This is a genomic window from Rhizobium rosettiformans W3 (genome assembly GCF_004912135.1).
In the GTDB taxonomy this organism is placed as follows: domain Bacteria; phylum Pseudomonadota; class Alphaproteobacteria; order Rhizobiales; family Rhizobiaceae; genus Allorhizobium; species Allorhizobium rosettiformans.
Map to the genome: position 1 here is coordinate 82,931 of NZ_STGU01000007.1, position 19,376 is coordinate 102,306.

Below are 19,376 nucleotides of genomic sequence, written 5' to 3' on the forward strand. Positions count from 1 at the left end.
AAAATCAGTTTTTCAGGACCTGTCATGGATCGCCTCGACCGTAAAATTCTCCGCATTCTCCAGGAAGATTCGACGCTGGCCGTGGCGGACCTCGCCAAAAAGGTCGGGCTCTCGACCACGCCTTGCTGGCGGCGCATCCAGAAGATGGAAGAGGACGGCGTTATCCGACGCCGCGTCGCGCTGCTCGATCCCGGCAAGGTCAACACGAAGGTCACGGTTTTCGTTTCGATCCGGACCTCCAGCCACTCCATCGAATGGCTGAAGCGTTTCTCGGAGGTCGTGTCGGAGTTCCCGGAGGTCGTCGAATTCTACCGCATGAGCGGCGACGTCGATTATCTTCTGCGCGTCGTCGTGCCCGACATCGCGGCCTATGATGCCTTCTATAAGCGGATGATCGCCAAGATCGAGATCCGCGACGTCTCCTCGGCCTTTGCGATGGAGCAGATCAAGTACACGACCGAGCTGCCGCTCGACTACATGGTGCTCGACAACCAGAAGAACGCGGAAGACTGAGAGGGACGCCGTTTCACTTGAGCCTGGCGATCCGCCTCGGATCACGCAGCTCTCGGAGGGCATCCTTTCCAATCCAACGGGCGGTCGGATCGGCGCTTTCGGCCAGCTTTCCGGCCAATTGCAGCGCCCCTTCGTGGCAAGCGCGGCTACGCTTGCCCATGTTCCGCAAGGCCCAGTTCACAGCCTTCTTGACGAAGTTTCGGGGGTCGGTGGCGTGTCGCTCGATCAGCGGAAGCCATGCCAGGAATGTCGCATCCGGCTCACTACGGTTGTGAACAGTGGCGCCTGCGATCATGGCGAACGCCGTCCTCCTGACAAATTCCCTGTCGTCTGCGGCGAAGTCTTCAACGAGTTGATGCCAGCTGGGCGTCTCGGTCAGCAGATCGGCTGCGGCGTCGACGATTTCCCATGAGTTGAAATCGGCGGCGAGCCGCCAGATATCGTCCGGCGACAGCTGTGTCGGCACGAAAGTCCAGATCGCCACCAGTCGCGCCTCTCGTATGCCGGATGCCCAGAGACTTTCGGCTCGCGCGTGGTTCGGGCCGATCGCTTTGGCGATGTGGCGCAAGGCAGGATTGCCGATGCCGAGGGCATCCTCGGTGACGATCCCGAAGCGCGCCATCCCGGCGACGTTTTCTACCGACCGCATCGAGCGAAGATATGCGATAATCTCGGCTGCGGTGGCGGAGGGGTTGATCACTTGGTTTCGAGCCGTGCCAAGAGGGACGAGGTGTCCCAACGGTTGCCGCCGAGTTTCTGGACCTCGCCGTAGAACTGATCGACCAGTGCAGTAACCGGCAGGTTGGCGCCGTTGCGACGGGCCTCCGTCAGCACGATGTCCAGGTCCTTGCGCATCCAGTCCACAGCAAAGCCGAAGTCGTATTTGCCCTGGTTCATCGTCTTGTGGCGGTTTTCCATCTGCCAGGAACCGGCCGCCCCCTTGGAGATGACCTCGACGACCTTTTCGATGTCGAGACCGGCCTTCTTGCCGAAATGCACCCCCTCGGCGAGGCCCTGGACGAGGCCGGCAATGCAGATCTGGTTGACCATCTTGGTCAGCTGGCCGGCACCGGCCGGACCCATCAGACCGACCATGCGGGCATAGGAATCGATGACCGGCTTTGCCTTCTCGAATACTTCCGGCTCTCCGCCGCACATGACGGTCAGGACACCGTTTTCGGCGCCCGCCTGGCCGCCCGAAACGGGGGCATCGATAAAGCCGCAGCCCTTGGCGGCCGTGGCCTGCGCCAGTTCGCGCGCCACTTCGGCGGAAGCCGTCGTGTTGTCGATCAGGATGGCGCCTGGCTTCATGGCTGCGATCACGCCATGTTCGCCCGTCGTGACCGAGCGGAGGTCGTCGTCATTGCCGACGCAGGTGAAGATGAAATCCGCACCCTCTGCGGCCTCCGCCGGCGTCAGGCCATGGCTGCCGCCGAACTTCTTCACCCATTCTTCGGCCTTGGCGGTGGTGCGGTTGTAGACCTTGACCTCATGGCCGCCCTTGACCTTCAAGTGACCGGCCATGGGGAAGCCCATGACGCCCAAACCGATGAATGCGACCTTTGCCATTTGCTCTGCCTCTGCGATTACAGTTGAGGCAAAGGCATAAAGCAGGACGCGATCAAGGAAAAGTCAGAGATGCCACACCGCGGAGGCTTGCTTGCTAACCGAGGGCGGTCTGTCTCGGTGTTTCGCCGTCAAGGCGTTTCGAGCGTTCCCCCAGCGAGTCGGAAATCTCCTGCCATATGCGCCTTAGACGACGGACATGGAGATCGTCTGCGATCCAGCCCATCATGTGTTCAACACGGGCTTTCACTTCCGTGGTGGTGACCCCGAGGTTTTCGCGGAACCAGCGGCAAAATTCGTCGGGATTGGCGGCTTGGCGGATGGTTCTCTGGTCCACCATCAATAGGCTCGTCCCACCGATATTACAGACATCGCGGAGGTTTTGTGTCGGCGCAATCAGCACCCCCGCAAGCAGAAGATCGAACTCTTCTGGGCTGTCACTGACGTCGGATCCGGTCTTCCTAAAATCGATCGCCCTCTCCAAATCGAAAATGGTCCTTATCTGCAGTTCACGCAGGATGAGGAATTTTTCGAGCCCGACAAGGTGACACAATTGCGCCTGAGCCACCCAGTCCACTGACTGATAGATGCCATAGGGGGTCTCGATATGCAGCATGATCGGATTGTAAGTTGCGAGTCCCTGAACGTCGTAGATCCCAGACTCCTGCAACCGGAAGCGCGTTGCATAGTCGATGCCGTCCAGCGCATCGAGGGGCGTGATCCGTGTCACCTTGTTGAAGCGATCGTCGTCCATTTTTACCCACGAGATCAGTGATTGCAGACGCAGCAACACGAACTTCGAAGCACTGTCTGGCAAGTAGCCGAGGACCGGCGCCAAAATCAGCCATATGCGGGACACGTCAGGTAGTTGTTGGGGAGCGGGAGTCTGCGAGGGCGTCGCCACACCGGACTCGGCCACTATCCGGATGCCGAGGGTCGGATCAGGGATCGCGCGGTAGGCAGCGACGATGAAGACGACCGATACGATCGTCTCGACGGTGTAACGGAGGAACGTGATCGGTGAGAGGTCAAATGCGGCGAGCCCGCGTGTAAACCCTCGGATGGCAGCGAGAAAGGCTCCGGCGAACGCGAGACCGGCGATCAGGTGCACTTGCGCGGACAGCGGGGACAGAAATGCAATGCCACAGCCCTGTGCCGACACCTTGGCCGAGAGCCCCACGAGCAGCGCATCCATCCCGTAGTAGGTCACGATCATCATGCCGAGGGCGGATGCAAGCAGTCTGAGGTCTCCCCAGCCGAACAGCCTAGCATCATTGATGTACTGATCGATCTCCTCGACCGGTGACAGTTTGCGGCCACTCTGACTTGATGCTTTGCTAAGTGAAATGCCCTGCACGTACTTGGATCGAACGAACTCGACCGACGGGTTAAGATAGCCCGTTCCTTCCGGCTGGTCTTGGGACGGCCTGGTTGTCGCGGGATAGGACGTGAGGAAGTCCCGGATGACGAGAAGCCTTTTCTGCCGCATCTCGTTGCGTGCGTAGATGAATAGAGCGGGCGTCAGTACCGCCAGTGCAAGTGCATAGTAATTCGGCGGGCAGGTGGGCGAAAAGCATTCACCCAGCCATGCGTTCAGGTAGTTCACAAGATAGCCAACATCCATCGCAGCGCCCTCTCAAAGGGAGCAAAGCAGGATATTCGCGTTGTGGCCACAAATTTGATGCGCGCATGGGTTGTCTTTCGCAACCCCCACGTTCGAATTATTTCTTTTTCGCGACGACGAGGTGCCCCGGTGACGGGTTGCCGTCCTGCATGCGGACATTGATGTCCGAGATTTCCACCAGATCGAAGCCCGTGGCTGTCAGGCGTTCGCGGACATAGGTCTCGGCATGGACGAAGCGCTGGTGGGGGCCGACCATGAAGGGGCGGCTGGCCATCACGTCGGCCGGCATGGTTTCGGAGGAGAAGACGAAGATGCCGCCAGTGACCATGTTTTCGGCCGCGCCGAAGAAGAGCGGCTCGAGGGCGCCGAGATAGGGAAGCACGTCGGTGGCCGTGATCAGGTCGAAGGGCTCATCGTCATTGTCTTCGAGGAAGTCCTCGAGTTCGGCAACGTAGAGCGTCTCGTAGAGATCCTTTTCATGCGCCAGCTCGACCATCTTCTCCGAGATATCGATGCCGGTCATGTCGTCCACCATGTCGCGTAAGGCGCCGCCGGTCAGGCCTGTGCCGCAACCGAGATCAAGCAGGCGCTTGAACGGACCAAGGTTGAGTGCCTGCAGGCGCTGGCGCACCATCATGGGCACGGTATATCCTAGCTGTTCGACGAGAATGTCCTCGAACGCGTCGGCATGCTGGTCGAACAGTGTCTCGACATAGGCGTCCGGGGCCTTGGGCGGAGCCTCGCCACGGCCGAGTGCTGCGATCCGGACCGATGCGCCACCGTGGTCGTCGGGGTCGATTGCCAGGACCTCCTCATAGGCCTTGACGGCTGCATCGATATCGCCGGCCTTCTCCAGTGCAAGCGCACGGTTATAGGCTTCCGCCAGGGCTTCTTCGTCGATCTTTGCCATGTCCGGCTCCTGTGTTCCTGGCCGCTCATCGGGCCTTTTCGGCTCGTCTAACGGGTCGCGCCCGGCTTGGCAATCAAAAGGGAACCGCAGGGCGTCCCTTGGTGTTCTCCCGACAGGGAGCCAAGCATGGAACAAACATCTCAGACCGATACGAGCATCCTGCCACTGGAGAGCGCCAAGCCCGCGCGCCTTGCCCCTGCTTTGCCGGCGAGTTCGGCCGAGAAGGCCAATATGATCATCCACTATTATCGTGGAGAAATGGGCCGCATGACCAGCTGGCGCGATCGCATAGACCGAACGACCAACTGGTCGATGACTGTGGTCGCGGGTCTTCTGTCCGTCTCGCTATCAACCCCGTCGTCGCACCATGGCGTCGTCTTGTTCGCCATGCTTCTGGTCTCGGTGTTCCTGTTGATCGAGGCGCGGCGCTATCGCTTCTTCGATGTCTACCGGGCCCGCGTGCGCCAGCTCGAGCGGCACTATTTCTCGCAGGCTCTGTGCCCCCAAGCCGAACTCAAACCCGATTGGGCCGAGGCGATTGCCGCAAGCCTGCGCAAGCCGGTCTTCCTGATGGCTTATCGCGAAGCGTTGTTCCGCCGTATCAGGCGCAACTACATCTGGATGTATCTCATCCTGCTTCTCGCCTGGGCGCTGAAGATCTCAAGCCCCAAGCTGCAACAGGGAGAAGCGCCGGAGGAGTTTGTCGGCAGCCTCTGGCAGCTCGTCGGCCATGCGGATCTCGGACCGCTGCATGGCGGTTTCGTTCTGGCGCTTGTGGGCGCCTTCTATCTCGCTCTTCTCTTTGCCGTCCTATATCGGAAGCCAAAGGATGGAGAAATTGCGCATGGCGAGGTGCATGTCTGACCTAGTGCAGGATGAACTCGCCCTTGAGCGAACGCCATTCGCTGGCGGCGATCATCTTCTTGTGCACGTAGGTGACCGAGTGGATCGGGCCTTCGATCTTGTCCTGCCAGAAGCGCAGGAAGCCGCGCATTTCGGGAAAGTCCGGCGCCAGATCGTAGTGCTGCCAGATATAGGTCTGTAGCAGGGACGGGTGGTCGGGCAGGCGGTAGAGGATCTGGGCGGTGGTCAGCCCATAGCCCTTCAGCATCAATTCCATTTCACTGTTCATGAAAATGCGTTCCCCGTGTTCTCTTGGAAGACGGATCGACGCGGACGGTGTCATCGCTTCCGCGACCGACCGGGGCCGCGACCGACGCGGGCCCTGTAATCATGGAAGCACCGGATGGTGAAGGAACTGCTAATGAACAGGCGGTACGGTCTGCGCCGCCCGGTTCAAGTTAGCGCTTGAGATGGCGTGTCAGGCGCGCTTCGATGGCACCCCAGGTGTGGCGCAGGGCCTCGACGATGGTGAGATAGAAGATCGCCGCCCAGAGATAGGTCTGGTAGTCGAAGGTGCGCGAGAAGGCGTAGCGCGTCTGGCCCATGAGATCGAGCACGGTCACCACCGCGACCACGGCCGATCCCTTGATCATGAAGATGATCTCGTTGCCATAGGGGCGCAGGGCGACGATCAGCGCCTGGGGCAGGATGATCTTCCAGAAGGTCACCGATGTCGGCAGGCCGAGCGATTTTGCGCCCTCGGTCTGGCCCCGTGGCACGCTCTCGATGGCGCCGCGGAGGATCTCGGCCTGATACGCCGCGGTGTTCAACGTCATCGCGAAGAGCGCGCAGTACCAGGCCTCGCGGAAGAACCACCAGAGGCCGATCGCCTCGATCTGGGCACGGAAGGAGCCGAGGCCGTAATAGATCAGGAAGATCTGCAAGAGCATCGGCGTGCTGCGGAACACGTAGACGTAGCCATAGGCGATCGTGTTCAGAACCGGGTTCTTCGACATCCGGGCGAAGGTCACGGGGAAGGACAGGATGGCGCCGAGCGTGATCGAGCCGAAGGTCAGGATCAGCGTGGTTGCCAGCCCGTCCAGATATCGCCAGCCATAACGTTCGATTTTCTCCGGGTCCCAGCTCGACGCGAGGTACCAGACGAGTGCGACGCCGAGCACCACCCAGAGCGCGAGTATGGCATATCCGAGGATGCGCGCGCCGCTGATACGGCTGGCCTTTGCCGGCGGGGCGGGGCGGGCGGGGATCATCTCCAGTGCGTGGCTCATCGTCCGACCTCCGCACGATTGGCCCAGCGGGAAACAGCGTTGAGACCGATCGACGAGACCGTTGCCAGCAGCAGGTAAAGCAGACAGGCAATGCCGTAGAACAGGAATGCTTCCTTCGTCACGCGTGCTGCGACGCCGGTCTGGCGGACGATATCGGCAAGGCCGATGACGGACACGAGCGCCGTGTCCTTCAGAAGGACGAGCCAAAGATTGCTCAAGCCCGGAAGCGCGATGCGGATCAATTGGGGAACGATGATCAGCCACATGGTCCGGTGTTTCGAGAGGCCGACTGCGCTGCCCGCTTCATATTGGCCACGGGGAATGGCCTGAAAGGCGGAGAGAAGGACTTCCGACGCGTAGGACGAGAAGACAACGGAAAGCGCGATCATGCCCGCGACGAAGGCGTTGATCTCGACGCGTTGCTCGATGCCGAACCAGGTCAGGACCGATTGCACCAGGATCTGGAAGCCGAAATAGACGATGAAGAGTGTGAGCAGTTCGGGCAGGCCGCGGAAGATCGTCGTGTAGACGCCGGTCGCGGCACGCAGGCTCCATTCTCCCGATTGTCTAGCGAGCGCGATCAGGAAGCCGAGAGCTAGGCCGACGGGCAGGGTGGCGAGCGCCAGCGAGATCGTCACCTTCACGCCGAAGGCGATTTCGTCGCCCCAGCCGGTGTCGCCGCAGCCGACCAGGGTGTCCGCTGCCAACAGCCGGAAAAGCCCGACCGGACCACAGAGCGGATCGAATGCGTAGTTGATCCACTCCCAGATCGAGCCGAGCGCAGAAGACAATCCGCCCATGCCATTCCCCCTTGGCGGTTTGTCCGCCTTTTTGATGTCGTTGCAGTTCAAATGCAAAATGGCGGAAGTGTTCGACTTCCGCCACTCGGCTTTATCAGCTTATCCCGGGATCACTCGCCGTAAACGTCGAAATCGAAATACTTCTTGTTGATTTCGGCGTATTTGCCGTTCTCGCGGATCGCCGCGATGGCAGCCGTGAACTTGTCGGCCAGCTCGGTTTCACCCTTGCGAACCGCAATGCCTGCACCTTCGCCGTTGATTTCAACGTCAACCGGCAGGGGGGTGAGGATCTTGCAGCAGGCGCCGGCATCCGTCTTCAGCCATTCCGAGAGGACGACGATATCGTCGACCACGGCGTCAACGCGGCCGCCTTCGAGGTCGAGCTTGTATTCGTCGGCCGTCGGATAGAGCTTCAGCTCGCTGTCGGCCATGTGCTTTTCGGCATAGTTGGCGTGGGTCGTCGAAGACTGAGCGCCGATGGTCTTGCCTGCGAGGCCAGCCACATCGGTAATGGCGGAGTCCTTCGGCACGGCAACGGCCGGCGGGGTGTTGTAGTACTTCTTGGAGAAGTCGACCTTCTCCAGACGCTCCGGCGTGATCGACATGGAGGCGATGATCGCGTCGAACTTCTTCGCCTGCAGCGCCGGAATGATGCCATCCCAATCCTGGGTGACGAATTCACAGGTGACCTTCATTTCCTCGCAGAGCGCCTTGGCAATGTCGATGTCGAAGCCAACGAGGGAGCCATCGGCTTCCAGGTTGTTGAACGGCGGATAGGCGCCTTCGGTGCCGATGATCAGCTTTTCCTGGGCCATCGCCGAGCCGGCAAAGAGCGACAGGGCTGCGATGGAAGCTGCGGCCAGAAAACGTGTCGGAATACGCATGAGATCCTCTCTGTTGGTGGGCGCTGCTTGTTGTTGTGATGCAGCTGCCCGTGATCGTGTGGCATGGTCGTCCACACTTGGGCCCAATATTCGTCTTGTTTGAGTGACGAAATCAACAGGAAACAGCGCTTTGGACAAAAATTGCAGTGGTTCAGGCGGGAGCAGGGCTGCCGTTCGCTGAGAACCGATGCGATCATGGGCAATGGAGCAAAAGACGTCCGGATGCGTTCAGGCAGGGTTAATCCTGCGGAACCTAGTCTGGCGGCAGTTACGGTACGCGTCGTTGACATCGTTATTGAAGAACATCGTCCGGCTCACTTGCCGGTTGCGATGGTAGGGAAGGAAACTCGAAGAATGCTGAAAAATAGATTGCTGGCCACGGTTGCGATCCCCGTGCTGTCGGTGGCGATGCTGGCAAAGCCGGTGGGCGCCTCGACAATCGGCATGGGCGAGAGCCAGAGCCAAACACGCCAGGCTGAAGAAGCACTGATCCAGCTCGCGCAGGCGGTCGTCTGCGGCGATGGTACCGAAGCCCCGGATGCCGAAACATGCGCCGCCCGCGACGCCCAGGCTGCCGCGGAAGAAGAGCAGCGCCGCGCGGCCGAGGAAGAGGCCCAGCGTCAGGCTGAGGCGGAAGCGCAGGCCCAGGCGGAAGCACAGGCCCAGGCGGAAGCCGAAGCGCAGCGTGCTGCCGAAGCAGAGGCACAGGCGCAGGCGGAAGCCGAAGCGGAAGCGCAACGTGCCGCCGAAGCGGAAGCACAGGCCCAGGCGGAAGCCGAGGCTCAGCGAGCCGCAGAGGAAGAGGCTCAGCGCCAGGCCGAAGCCGAGGCAGAAGCCCAACGTGCGGCCGAAGCGGAAGCTGAAGCCCAGCGCGCAGCCGAAGAAGAAGCTCAGCGCCAGGCAGACGCCGAGGCAGAAGCCCAGCGTCAGGCCGAAGCGGATGCCGAGGCACAGCGGCAGGCTGAAGCCGAAGCAGAGGCTCAGCGCCAGGCCGAGGCCGAGGCAGAAGCCGCAGCACAGCAGGCTGAGGAAGCCGAGCAGGCCGAGCAGCCTGCCGAAGAGCCGGCCGCTGAGGGTGTGACCTGCGCAGATGGCTCTCAGGCTGCGACCGAAGCCGAATGTGCCGCTCCGGCCACCGAGGAACAGCCGGCGGAAGAGCAGCAGCAGACGGAAGAGCAGCCGGCGGAAGAAGCCCAGCCAAGCGAAGAACAGGCGTCGCCTGAACAGACCGAAGATCAGGCGCCGGCCGCTGACGAAGAGCTTCGTCCTTCCCAGGATGCCGCCGGCGAACAGCCTGCCAACGAAGGCGAAGTCCCGGCCGACCAGGCCGAGCAGCCCGCCGATCAGCAGCCGACCGAAGAACAGGCGACCGGTGAAGAGGTGCCTGCCGATGGTCAGCAGCCGGAAGGCGAGCAGGTTCTGGTACCTGCCGTCGAGCCGCCTGAGGATCAGCCTGTCCAGGAGATCACCGACACTCGTACAGCTGAGGAAAAGGAAGCGATCGCAGAAGATCCGTCCCAGACCTCCGAAACCGTCGTCCTGCCGGTCGAAAACGGTGCAGCCGTCCTTGACAGCGACAAGGATGCCGACAACAGTGGCGGGCAGGATAGCCGCGAGCAGCGCAATCAGCTGAGAGCGCAGGAAGACGTGGCTCCGCCGCCGGAAACGGATGCCGAGGCTCAGGCCGATTCGATCGAGGTGGATCCGCAGACCATTCAGGCGACCATCACGGAAGACGGCACGACGCTTGATGCTGCGCCGACCTTCGACGTGCCGACCACGGTCGTCAATAATGTCAGCAACAGCAACGTGACCAACAATGTGACCAATAACGTCACCAACAACACGATCGTCCAGAACAACGTCGTCAATCAGGTGACGGAAGTTCGGGTCATCGAGCAGATCGACAACCGCACCGTCATCAATGTCGGCGACCGGATTGTCGTCCGCAGCGATGACCGTCAGCGTCTGCGCTACGATGCCGAGGACACCTATTACGAGCAGCTGTCGCGTGGTCGCGTTCGCGAGACCATCGAGCGTGCTGACGGCAGCAAGCTGGTCACGGTCTACAACCGTTATGGCGACATCATCATCCGCTCGCGGATCTCGCCCCGCGGTCGTGAATATGTCCTGATGTACTCGCCGGAGGCCGATGGCCAGCGTCCGAGCATGTATGTCGATGTCGGCGCCGCTCTGCCGCCGATGCGCCTGACCATTCCGGTCAGCGACTACATCGTCAGCACGACCCGTGACCCGGACCGTGACTACTACGACTTCCTCGCCCGTCCGCCGGTTGAGCGCGTCGAGCGGGTCTACTCGATCGACGAAGTGAAGTCGTCGGCTCGTATCCGCGACAAGGTTCGTCGTATCGACCTCGATACGATCACCTTCCCGTCGGGTTCGGCCGAAGTGCCGCTCGAGCAGGCCCGCACCCTGCGTCGCGTGGCCCAGGCGATGGAAAAGCTGCTGGAGCAGGATCCGGGTGAAGTCTTCCTCATCGAGGGCCATACGGATGCGGTTGGCTCGGATCGGTCGAACCTTGTCCTTTCCGACAAGCGCGCCGAGACGGTCGCCAACCTGCTGACCGAAGTCTACGGCATCCCGCCGGAAAACATGTCGGTCCAGGGTTACGGCGAGCGGTTCCTGAAGATCCGCACCGAGGCTGCCGAACAGCAGAACCGTCGCGTGGCCATCCGCCGTGTCACGACGCTGGTGCGTCCGGCGAACGTGTCGAGCAACGACTGATCCACACCACAGACAAAGGAAGGGCCGCCGGAGCGATCCGGCGGCCCTTTTCTGTGTCTGGGCAGGGAGTTATGGCCTCGGTGGCAATCCCGTGACGTCCGCGATGAAATCGGCAATCGCGCTGGTGTCGTCGAGATCGAAGACCGGCAGGTCGGTATCCTCGACGGCGTGGTCGGCCGCAATCGCGCGGATATGCGGATCGGTCGGCGCTAATGGCTCGCGCTTGGCAGCCGCCTCGCGTCTTGCCTCGATCTTCGGGACGGGTTCGCGCTTGTAGCCCTCGATCAGCACGAGATCGCAGGGGCCGATGCGGGCGAGAATTTCGTCGAAGCTCGGTTCAGGCGCGCCGCGCAGCTCATGCATGATGGCGTAGCGGGTGCCCGAGACGATGACCACTTCATGGGCGCCGGCTTCCCGGTGGCGGTAGCTGTCGGCACCGACCTTGTCGATGTCGAAGTCATGATGGGCGTGCTTGATGGTCGAGATGCGGTAGCCGCGACGGGTGAATTCCTCGACGAGCCGGACGGCCAATCCGGTCTTGCCGGAATTCTTCCAGCCGGCGATGCCGAAGATGCGGGGACTGGTCATCAGAGATCACCTTTGTCGAGGACGGCCTGGGCAACAGCCAGATCCTCGGGCGTGTTGATGTTGAAGAAGGGGTCGACAGGTCCGAACGGGCCATCCAGGGGGGCAAACTCGACCATCTTCGCGGGATGGCGGGCGATGAATTCGAAGACCCGGCGATGATCGGGGTCGTCGAGCCAGGCGCCCAGATCCTCCGCCACCGTCACGGGCCACAGCGCCGTGACAGGATGACCGCGCCCCGCCGAGGCGGCCATGATGACCGTATTCTCGGCTGCAACCGAGGTGAGCTTACCCACGAGTTCAGACGGCAAAAAGGGCGTGTCGCAGGCGGTCGTGAGAACATGGGTTGGTCTGTCGGGCATGTCCTTTGCTGCAAGTAGAGCTGCCAGAACGCCGGCCAGGGGGCCGGGTCGATCAGGGATCGGATCGGGAAGCAGCGGCAGCCGGCCGGCAAGTGGGTGGTCGAGCGGGGCATTCAGCGACACGCTGGCCACTTTTGGCGCCAGTCGTTCGGCGATATGTTCGGCCAGCGTCCCTCGGCCGAAAGGGATCATCGCCTTGTCCGAGCCCATACGCCGGGACAGGCCTCCAGCGAGGATGACGGCGGGGAAAGGCTTAGTCTCTGCCATCGGCTCAGCGCTCCTCGCCCGGGGCGATGCGCAGGAAGAGGACGGCGACAAGAGCTAGAACGCAGCAGGCCATCATGACCAGCAGGAGTGGCATGGCACCAGTCTCGATCGAGAGGATGCGGGAGGCGAGCCAGGAGACGAAGGCCCCGCCGCCCATGGTGATTGCGCCGCCCAATCCGGATGCAGAGCCCGCAAGCTCCGGCCGCACGCTGACGATCCCGGCATTGGTGCTCGGCAATGACAGGCCATTGCCAAAGCCGACGACCACCTGTGGGGCGAAGAAGGCAATCGACGAGACGAAGCCCTGCAGAAAGAGAACGATCGGGATCGCCGCGCCTGCGAGGGCGACGATGCCGCCGACCAGCATCATCATGTCGATGCCGAGGCGTCGGGCATAGCGCCCGGAGAGATAGTTGCCGGCGATGTATCCGGCTGCGATAAACATGAACTGCAGCCCGAGCATGCTCGGTGTCAAACCCATCAGCGTGCCCCCGACAAAGGGTGCGCCGCCCAGAAAGGCGAAGAACGCGCCCGAGGTGAAGGTGCCGGCCATCGTGTAGCCCCAGAAACGTGGCGAGGCGAGCAGGCGCGGCCAGGCCCGAAACTGGGCGGAAAAGCTGCCACTCTTCTGGCGGTTCGTCTCGCCGAGGTCGCGGTAGACGAGGATCAGCACGAGGATGGCGGCAACGAGGATCGCGGTGAAGTTCGAGCGCCAGCCGAAATTGTCGCTCAGGAGGCCACCGAGTGTCGGACCGATCATCGGGATCAGCGTCATGCCCATGGTCACATAGCCGATCATCGAGGCCGCCTCGTCCATCGGCACCATGTCGCGTATGATGGCACGCGAGAGAACCAGGCCCGCGACGACTGCCGTCTGGACCATGCGCGCGACCGTCAGGATCTCGATCGAGGTCGCGATCATGCAGATCAGGGAGGCGGCGATCAAAATGCCCAAGGCGCCGAGCATCACCGGCCGGCGTCCATAGCGGTCCGACAGCGGACCGATCACCAGCTGCACCAGTGCGGTCATCGCGATATAGCCGGAGACGAGGATCTGCACGCGGTCGTAATCCACGCCGAGATCGGATGCCATGGCGGGCAGGGCGGGGAGGAAGATGTTCATTGTCAGCGCTGACAATCCCGCGATCGCCACCAGACTGACGATGTGTGGGGCCGTGGTTCTATCCAGGAAGCGGGAAACCTGCTGCACGCGCATCTATCCTTGAAACTGAGCCGATATCAGCCGGGGGAGGCCGGGTCGGCACGGCGGGCAAGCGCTGCCTTGCGCTTGCTCTCGCGGTAGAATGTGTAGAGCCCGGAGCCGATGACAATGGCTGAGCCGATGACCATCCAGAGGTCGGGCGTTTCGCCGAAGAACAGCATGCCGAGAAGCACGGCCCAGAGCAGGCTCGTATAACGGAACGGCGCGATGAAGGAGATCTCGCCGGTTCGCATCGCCATGATGATGGCCTGATAGCCGGCAAACAGGAAAATCGAGGCAAAGGCCAGTCGCCCGAGCGCGCTGCCCGACATCGGCTGCCAGCCGCCGAAGGCCGGTATCAGCAGGAGCCCGGCGAAAGAAATCGAGGCGGCGGTGAACAAGGTGACGGTCAGCGAGGAGATGCTCGCATCGATACGCCGGGTGACGAGGTCTCGTCCGGCCGCCATGACGACGCAGAGGACGATATACAGGGAAGCGAGCGTGAACCCTTCGGGACCTGGCTGGATGATGACGAGGACGCCGATGAAGCCGAAGCCGATCGCGGTCCAGCGCCGCCAGCCGACCGGTTCCTTGTAGAAGAGTGCGGCGCCCAAGGTCACCGCGAGCGGCAGGGATTGGAGGATGGCTGAGGCATTGGCGAGGGGCACCTGTCCCAAGGCGGCCAGGAAGGCGACTGCTGCGACAGTCTCAAAGGCGATCCGCACCAGAATCATCGGCTGCAGGATGTTCTTGATGTGGTCGAGGGCACCCATGCGCCGCGCAACGATGTAGACGAGAAGCGCCGTGAAGGCGCCGCGCACGAACATGATCTGCGCCACGGTCAGTTCCGCAGTCACCGATTTCGTCAGGGCGTCGTTGAAGGTGAAGCCAGCCATCGAGATCGCCATCAGAAGGGCGCCTCGGGTATTCTCTGATAATGCCATGCTCGATTCCCGTGCGTACCCGGCGGTTCTAAACCAAGCGGCATGCGCGAGGAACAGAATTCGCCTTTTCTCCCGCTGAAACGATGCTGCAGTGCCAAAATGACGAATTGCGATTAACCATTGTTCAAACTGAACACCGCAATCTCTCGCGTGGCGCACATGAGGTGGCGTCTGTTTTTCGATACCGGGTAATGACCTCGCGGGATATCGACCTCTTTCGAGGGCCTCATGAGTTTTATTGATCGCCTCCTGCAAAGCCGCAGGATCGTCACCAAAGTCTTGCTATTCGTCGTTCCTCTCGTTCTGCTCATGGCTGGCGTTGGCCTCCTGGGCTATTGGACCGCCACTACGCTGAACGGCCATATGACCGTGACCCGCGCCACGATCGGTAACATCAGCGATCTGGAGCGGCTGCAGCAGGGCCTGCAGGAGTTCAGCCTCGAACCGACGGAAAAGAGCAAGGATGCGCTTTCGTCGGCTATCGATGATCAGGAAAAAGGGCTGGCCGTGCTGAACGGTGTCCTCGCTAAGCAGGCGCAGGCGGGCGATCTTTCGGCACTCACCGGTTTGCCCGGCACGATGCAAGCGCAGACGAACGCGCTTTGGGACAACAAGACGACGCGTGATGAGCTGGATGTCAGCCTCACGTCCGCCGTCGCGGCGCTGCAGGCGGAGGGCCAGCAGATCGTCAAGCAGGTCGATTTCGTTCGCACCGATCTGGCGGGCAAGGAGCGTTTCGCCAAGGAACTGCTTTTCGACGCATCCGCGTTCAAGTCGCTGCTCGATCGCCTCGGCAAGCTGCGCGTCGGCGTGCAGATGGCCTTCACTCCGGAAGAGCAACTCGCGGAGGCGAAGCTCTATCTGAAGCCCATGCAGAAGGATCTGGCGAAAGCCAACGAGATCGCATCCGAGAAGGGCAAGGTGCTGGTTGGGGAGGTCGATGCCGCCATCACCAAGGTCGAGACGATCCTGAACCAGTCGGGGCCGGATGATGCACGGGCGCAGGAGCTCGGTCGGGTTCTCGCCGAACTGGTGGAGATCGAACAGAAGATCACGCTGCAGGCGGCCAAGAACAGCGATGTCGCGGCCGACCGCTTCGTCAGCCTCGACAAGCTCGTGGCCGAACAGAAGGAGCTGATGTCGCTCGTCGACAGTGCGGCGCTCACCATCGCAACAGTCGAACTCCGCGTTCAGCAGATGCTCGGTGCGCTGGATGATCAGGCCCGAGGCGTGGTTGTCGCCGAAGTCGAGGCGCTTCAGAAAGTGGCCGCGCGCATCTCGGAACTTGGTGCCAAGAATAGTGCGCTGCGCGACTTCCCGCAGAAGATTGCGCCGCATCTGGCATCCATCACCGAGAACTCCCAGGCCCGTCTGGATGCCGGACGTGACTGGCAGGACAAGCGCCTGGCGGCGAATGCTGCTGTCTCTGCTGCGATGGAATCACTGCGCAACTTCGTGAGCCAGGCCCAGGAAATCGGCCGTGAAGACAGCGAGCGCTCGGCAACGATCTCGGTCATCACCATGGTAGTCGGTACGCTGCTTGCCATCATCGGCGGACTAATGCTGGTGGAGACGCTGCGGGCACCCCTGAAGCGCATCACCAGCGTCATGGCACGGCTGGCGAATGGCGATCTCTCGGTTCCGATCGAAGGACGCAATCGCGGTGACGAGATCGGCGATATGGTCCGCTCCGTCACCGTCTTCCGCGACGCGGCGCTGGAAAACAAGCGTCTCGAAGAGGAGGCGGAGGCCGCCCGTTCGCGCTCCGAACAGGAGAGCGCTCAGCGTGCGCAGGAACGGGCTCGCGTCGAGGCCGATCAGCGCTCGGCGCTCGAAGCCCTGTCTTCCGTGCTCGAAGCGCTCGCCAATGGGCAGCTCAACGTCTCCATGCGCGACGACCTGCCGGCGGACTTCGTTGCCATGGCGTCAACCTACAACCAGGCTGTCGAAGCGCTGCGTGCTACGCTTGAAGAGGTCCGCGCGGCGAGCGTCGATATCAATGCCGGCACCGAAAACCTTGCGGTTTCGGCCGACGATCTCGCGCGCCGGACGGAGCAGCAGGCGGCAGCGCTCGAGGAAAGCGTGCGTGCGCTCTCGCACCTCAGCGACGTCGTTCGCTCGACGGCCGACGGGGCAGGGCGCACCGCTCAGTCCGTTCAGTCGGCCCGCGATCACGCCCGCGAATCGGGTGTCGTCGTGCGCAAGGCCGTGGAGGCCATGGCCGAGATCAGTCGATCCTCGGAAAAGATCTCGACCATCATCGGCGTCATCGACGAGATCGCCTTCCAGACCAACCTTCTGGCGCTCAATGCAGGCGTCGAGGCCGCCCGGGCCGGCGAAGCTGGCCGCGGCTTTGCCGTGGTCGCCCAGGAAGTCCGCGATCTTGCCCAGCGCTGCGCCAATGCAGCCAAGGAGATCAAGACGCTGATTTCGGTCAGTGGCGGTCAGGTCAAGTCCGGTGTCGAACTCGTCGAGAACACGGGTGTCGCGCTGCAGTCGATCATCGATCAGGTGGAGGAGGTGCAGTCGCTTGTCGAGAGCATTTCGGCCGCCACCCGGGAACAGTCCACGGGCATCAGTGAGGTGACGTCGGCGGTGCGTGATGTCGAGCTAATCACGCAGCAGAATGCGGCGATGGTCGAGGAAAACAATGCCGAGATCCAGGGTCTACGCCAGCGCGTGGATATCCTGATGCACAAGATCTCGCGCTTCCGCACCGATACGCAGCGGGCGGACCTGCAGTCCTATCGCCGGTCGGCATGATCGTTTGAACCGACCGGCGGCGGTCAGCCGCCGGTCACGCTCATGTGCCGGGCCACGGCCGGCTTGCGGTGGTTCCGGTCGATGATGAAGTCGTGGCCCTTGGGCTTGCGCGAAATCGCCTCGTCGATTGCCGCCAAGAGATAGGCATCGTCGTCGGAGGCTCTGAGCGCCGTGCGCAGGTCTGCTGCATCGTCCTGGCCGAGGCACATGTAGAGCGTACCGGTGCAGGTCAGGCGTACGCGATTGCAGCTTTCGCAGAAATTATGGGTGAGGGGCGTGATGAAGCCCAGTCGCCCACCGGTCTCGCGCACCTCGACATAGCGGGCAGGACCACCGGTCCGGTAGGGAATGTCATCAAGGGTAAACTGCTCTTGGAGCCTCTGGCGGACCAATGACAGCGGCAGATACTGATCCGTCCGGTCCTCATCCGTCTCACCCATCGGCATGGTCTCGATGAGTGTCAGGTCCATGCCTTCGCCATGGGCGAAGCGCAGGAGATCGGGGATCTCGTGCTCGTTGAAATCCTTCAGCGCCACGGCGTTGAGCTTGACGTGGATGCCAGCGGCCTGGGCAGCACGAATGCCTTCCATGACCTTGTCCAGTTCACCCCAGCGGGTGATCGTCTTGAACTTGTCCGCATCCAACGTGTCGATCGAGACGTTGATACGGCGCACGCCGCAATCGGCAAGCTCGGCGGCATGGCGTGCAAGCTGCGAACCATTGGTGGTCAGCGTCAGTTCGTCCAGACCGCTGCCGATATGGCGCGAAAGGCTGCGCACCAGATGCATGATGTTCTTGCGCACCAGCGGCTCACCGCCGGTCAGGCGCAGCTTGCGCACGCCTTTTGCAATGAAGGCGGAACAGAGACGATCGAGTTCTTCCAGCGTCAGGAGGTCTTTCTTCGGCAGGAAGGTCATGTTCTCCGCCATGCAATAGGTGCAGCGGAAATCGCAACGGTCCGTGACGGAAACACGCAGATATGTCACCGAGCGACCAAAGGGGTCGATCATCGGGGCGGCACGGTCTGTGAGCGGTTCGGCATTGCGCCAGTTGGCGGGGCTATGGTCCAACAGGTCTCTCCTGTGCATTTCCGTCAATGTGGGGCCAAGGCCTGGAAGCGTCAAGTTGACACCTGATATCTCAGCGAAATTGCGTTGCAAACCGGAGAGGATCGACCTAGGTCTGCAGCAGTCGAACCGAAAGACGAGTGCCCCCATGAGCGAGATCTGGCCAAGCGAATTGAAGGTGTCCAAGGATCGCCGTCTGTTGACGGTGACCTTCAATGACGGGGTCGTCGCCTCGCTTCCGGCGGAGATGCTGCGGGTTCTCTCACCGTCGGCCGAAGTGCAGGGGCACGGACCCGGCCAGAAGGTCACGGTGCCCGGCAAGCGCAATGTCGCCATCCGCCAGATGACGCCTACGGGGAATTATGCTGTGCGCATCGGCTTCGATGACGGGCATGACACCGGCATCTTCACGTGGCTCTACCTGCGCGAGCTCGGCGAGACCGGCGATGAGAAATTCGCCGCCTATGAAGCCGAACTCGCCGAGAAGCGTCTCAGCCGCGATCCTCGCTGATCTCCAGATCCTTCATGTCGTCCGATGACAACATGCGCTGAATGAGAAGGTCCATGTTGTCAGCCAGGCGCTGGCAGTCCTCGATCGGCGTCGCCGACAGCGTCCGCTCGATGAGTTCCGTCTGGATGCGCATGGCTTTTTCGCTGAGCGCCCGTCCTTCGTCGGTCAGGGCCAGTCTGAGAACGCGCTTATCCCGCTGATCGGGCCGTCGCTCGAGAAGGCCGCGCTTTTCCATCTGGGGCAGAAGCATGCTCATGTTGGAGCGACCGACGAGCAGTTTCCTTGCGAGTTCCTGCTGCGAAATGCCTTCGAACCGGTAGAGATTGACCAGGATATCGAGATGCGGCGGCTTGATGTCGAGCGGTGCCAGCGCTCGCCCCAGGGCTTGCTGCATCAGCTGGCAGGCCCGGGCAACGGAGATCCAGCTGCGAAAACGGGGATGGTCCCAGGGGAAGGCTTGCGTTTTGTTCATTCTTGTACTTTATTGTTCAGCATTGAACAT

General features: G+C 61.8%; 19 protein-coding genes. 5 read left to right on the plus strand and 14 right to left on the minus strand.

Features of this window, described 5'->3' with window-relative positions; translation table 11 throughout:
• Positions 1-24 precede the first annotated feature (24 nt).
• A complete protein-coding gene (locus tag FAA86_RS13975; RefSeq protein WP_113460906.1) occupies positions 25-513 on the plus strand; it encodes an Lrp/AsnC family transcriptional regulator in 489 nt (162 codons plus the stop codon).
• Between the two features lie 13 nt (positions 514-526).
• On the opposite strand, the gene FAA86_RS13980 is transcribed toward FAA86_RS13975, so the two are convergent.
• The 4 genes from FAA86_RS13980 to FAA86_RS13995 form a co-directional block, all read right to left on the minus strand.
• Entirely contained in the window at positions 527-1,213 is a 687-nt protein-coding gene (locus FAA86_RS13980; RefSeq protein ID WP_136541524.1) for a DNA alkylation repair protein, read from the minus strand.
• The gene (locus FAA86_RS13985) at positions 1,210-2,082 is read right to left on the minus strand and encodes an NAD(P)-dependent oxidoreductase (protein ID WP_113460904.1); all 873 of its coding nucleotides are present in this window, start codon (positions 2,080-2,082) and stop codon (positions 1,210-1,212) included. Before FAA86_RS13985 ends, FAA86_RS13980 begins: the two co-directional genes overlap by 4 nt.
• Positions 2,083-2,176: 94 nt before the next feature.
• Positions 2,177-3,703 (minus strand): hypothetical protein, encoded by a 1,527-nt coding sequence (locus FAA86_RS13990; protein ID WP_136541526.1) that lies wholly within the window; start codon positions 3,701-3,703, stop codon positions 2,177-2,179.
• A gap of 97 nt (positions 3,704-3,800) precedes the next feature.
• On the minus strand, positions 3,801-4,613 hold the full coding sequence (locus FAA86_RS13995; protein ID WP_136541528.1) for a class I SAM-dependent methyltransferase: 813 nt from the start codon (positions 4,611-4,613) through the stop codon (positions 3,801-3,803).
• Between the two features lie 126 nt (positions 4,614-4,739).
• On the opposite strand from FAA86_RS13995, the gene FAA86_RS14000 reads away from it, so the two are divergent.
• The gene (locus FAA86_RS14000) at positions 4,740-5,477 is read left to right on the plus strand and encodes a DUF2270 domain-containing protein (protein ID WP_113460901.1); all 738 of its coding nucleotides are present in this window, start codon (positions 4,740-4,742) and stop codon (positions 5,475-5,477) included.
• A 1-nt stretch (position 5,478) separates the two neighbouring features.
• Here the strand turns inward: FAA86_RS14000 and FAA86_RS14005 are convergent, their stop codons facing one another.
• The 4 genes from FAA86_RS14005 to FAA86_RS14020 all read right to left on the minus strand — a co-directional run bounded on the left by FAA86_RS14005 (position 5,479) and on the right by FAA86_RS14020 (position 8,429).
• Positions 5,479-5,745 carry an usg protein gene (locus FAA86_RS14005; RefSeq protein WP_136541530.1) on the minus strand — a complete coding sequence of 89 codons (267 nt, stop codon included), beginning with the start codon at positions 5,743-5,745 and terminating at the stop codon, positions 5,479-5,481.
• Positions 5,746-5,914: 169 nt separating this feature from the next.
• A complete protein-coding gene (locus tag FAA86_RS14010) occupies positions 5,915-6,745 on the minus strand; it encodes an ABC transporter permease (RefSeq protein WP_136541532.1) in 831 nt (276 codons plus the stop codon).
• Positions 6,742-7,545, minus strand: coding sequence for an ABC transporter permease (locus FAA86_RS14015; RefSeq protein WP_136541534.1), 804 nt, complete (start codon positions 7,543-7,545; stop codon positions 6,742-6,744). Before FAA86_RS14015 ends, FAA86_RS14010 begins: the two co-directional genes overlap by 4 nt.
• 110 nt (positions 7,546-7,655) lie before the next feature.
• Complete coding sequence (locus FAA86_RS14020; protein WP_136541536.1) at positions 7,656-8,429, minus strand: ABC transporter substrate-binding protein; 774 nt, start codon at positions 8,427-8,429, stop codon at positions 7,656-7,658.
• 354 nt (positions 8,430-8,783) lie between these two features.
• On the opposite strand from FAA86_RS14020, the gene FAA86_RS14025 reads away from it, so the two are divergent.
• Complete coding sequence (locus FAA86_RS14025) at positions 8,784-11,174, plus strand: OmpA family protein (RefSeq protein ID WP_136541538.1); 2,391 nt, start codon at positions 8,784-8,786, stop codon at positions 11,172-11,174.
• 69 nt (positions 11,175-11,243) lie between these two features.
• Here FAA86_RS14025 and mobB read toward each other — a convergent pair whose 3' ends face one another.
• The 4 genes from mobB to FAA86_RS14045 are packed head-to-tail and all read right to left on the minus strand — an operon-like array spanning position 11,244 to position 14,533.
• Positions 11,244-11,762, minus strand: coding sequence for a molybdopterin-guanine dinucleotide biosynthesis protein B (mobB, locus tag FAA86_RS14030; RefSeq protein ID WP_136541540.1), 519 nt, complete (start codon positions 11,760-11,762; stop codon positions 11,244-11,246).
• The gene (mobA, locus tag FAA86_RS14035) at positions 11,762-12,388 is read right to left on the minus strand and encodes a molybdenum cofactor guanylyltransferase MobA (protein WP_136541542.1); all 627 of its coding nucleotides are present in this window, start codon (positions 12,386-12,388) and stop codon (positions 11,762-11,764) included. Before mobA ends, mobB begins: the two co-directional genes overlap by 1 nt.
• A gap of 4 nt (positions 12,389-12,392) precedes the next feature.
• A complete protein-coding gene (locus FAA86_RS14040; protein WP_136541544.1) occupies positions 12,393-13,598 on the minus strand; it encodes a multidrug effflux MFS transporter in 1,206 nt (401 codons plus the stop codon).
• A gap of 29 nt (positions 13,599-13,627) precedes the next feature.
• Positions 13,628-14,533: a DMT family transporter gene (locus FAA86_RS14045; protein WP_167494983.1), complete on the minus strand. Its 906-nt coding sequence runs from the start codon at positions 14,531-14,533 to the stop codon at positions 13,628-13,630.
• 228 nt (positions 14,534-14,761) lie between these two features.
• Here FAA86_RS14045 and FAA86_RS14050 point away from each other — a divergent pair, with 228 nt between their 5' ends.
• A complete protein-coding gene (locus FAA86_RS14050; RefSeq protein ID WP_136541546.1) occupies positions 14,762-17,296 on the plus strand; it encodes a methyl-accepting chemotaxis protein in 2,535 nt (844 codons plus the stop codon).
• A gap of 23 nt (positions 17,297-17,319) precedes the next feature.
• On the opposite strand, the gene moaA is transcribed toward FAA86_RS14050, so the two are convergent.
• Positions 17,320-18,306, minus strand: a complete 987-nt coding sequence (moaA, locus tag FAA86_RS14055) for a GTP 3',8-cyclase MoaA (RefSeq protein ID WP_246035092.1) — start codon at positions 18,304-18,306, stop codon at positions 17,320-17,322.
• A gap of 205 nt (positions 18,307-18,511) precedes the next feature.
• Here moaA and FAA86_RS14060 point away from each other — a divergent pair, with 205 nt between their 5' ends.
• Complete coding sequence (locus FAA86_RS14060; RefSeq protein WP_136541548.1) at positions 18,512-18,874, plus strand: gamma-butyrobetaine hydroxylase family protein; 363 nt, start codon at positions 18,512-18,514, stop codon at positions 18,872-18,874.
• On the opposite strand, the gene FAA86_RS14065 is transcribed toward FAA86_RS14060, so the two are convergent.
• The gene (locus tag FAA86_RS14065; RefSeq protein ID WP_136541550.1) at positions 18,855-19,346 is read right to left on the minus strand and encodes a MarR family winged helix-turn-helix transcriptional regulator; all 492 of its coding nucleotides are present in this window, start codon (positions 19,344-19,346) and stop codon (positions 18,855-18,857) included. The genes FAA86_RS14060 and FAA86_RS14065 overlap by 20 nt on opposite strands.
• Positions 19,347-19,376: the final 30 nt, after the last annotated feature.

Excerpts from the sequence above, each read along its gene's own strand:
- FAA86_RS14045 (WP_167494983.1), bottom strand. The coding sequence starts at position 14,533 with ATGGCATTATCAGAGAATACCCGAGGCGCCCTTCTGATGGCGATCTCG.
- FAA86_RS14025 (WP_136541538.1), top strand. The coding sequence starts at position 8,784 with ATGCTGAAAAATAGATTGCTGGCCACGGTTGCGATCCCCGTGCTGTCG.
- FAA86_RS13975 (WP_113460906.1), top strand. The coding sequence starts at position 25 with ATGGATCGCCTCGACCGTAAAATTCTCCGCATTCTCCAGGAAGATTCG.
- FAA86_RS14020 (WP_136541536.1), bottom strand. The coding sequence starts at position 8,429 with ATGCGTATTCCGACACGTTTTCTGGCCGCAGCTTCCATCGCAGCCCTG.
- FAA86_RS14065 (WP_136541550.1), bottom strand. The coding sequence starts at position 19,346 with ATGAACAAAACGCAAGCCTTCCCCTGGGACCATCCCCGTTTTCGCAGC.
- FAA86_RS14050 (WP_136541546.1), top strand. The coding sequence starts at position 14,762 with ATGAGTTTTATTGATCGCCTCCTGCAAAGCCGCAGGATCGTCACCAAA.
- FAA86_RS13995 (WP_136541528.1), bottom strand. The coding sequence starts at position 4,613 with ATGGCAAAGATCGACGAAGAAGCCCTGGCGGAAGCCTATAACCGTGCG.
- FAA86_RS14005 (WP_136541530.1), bottom strand. The coding sequence starts at position 5,745 with ATGAACAGTGAAATGGAATTGATGCTGAAGGGCTATGGGCTGACCACC.
- FAA86_RS14060 (WP_136541548.1), top strand. The coding sequence starts at position 18,512 with ATGAGCGAGATCTGGCCAAGCGAATTGAAGGTGTCCAAGGATCGCCGT.
- mobB (WP_136541540.1), bottom strand. The coding sequence starts at position 11,762 with ATGACCAGTCCCCGCATCTTCGGCATCGCCGGCTGGAAGAATTCCGGC.
- FAA86_RS13990 (WP_136541526.1), bottom strand. The coding sequence starts at position 3,703 with ATGGATGTTGGCTATCTTGTGAACTACCTGAACGCATGGCTGGGTGAA.
- mobA (WP_136541542.1), bottom strand. The coding sequence starts at position 12,388 with ATGGCAGAGACTAAGCCTTTCCCCGCCGTCATCCTCGCTGGAGGCCTG.
- moaA (WP_246035092.1), bottom strand. The coding sequence starts at position 18,306 with ATGATCGACCCCTTTGGTCGCTCGGTGACATATCTGCGTGTTTCCGTC.
- FAA86_RS14000 (WP_113460901.1), top strand. The coding sequence starts at position 4,740 with ATGGAACAAACATCTCAGACCGATACGAGCATCCTGCCACTGGAGAGC.
- FAA86_RS14010 (WP_136541532.1), bottom strand. The coding sequence starts at position 6,745 with ATGAGCCACGCACTGGAGATGATCCCCGCCCGCCCCGCCCCGCCGGCA.
- FAA86_RS14015 (WP_136541534.1), bottom strand. The coding sequence starts at position 7,545 with ATGGGCGGATTGTCTTCTGCGCTCGGCTCGATCTGGGAGTGGATCAAC.
- FAA86_RS13985 (WP_113460904.1), bottom strand. The coding sequence starts at position 2,082 with ATGGCAAAGGTCGCATTCATCGGTTTGGGCGTCATGGGCTTCCCCATG.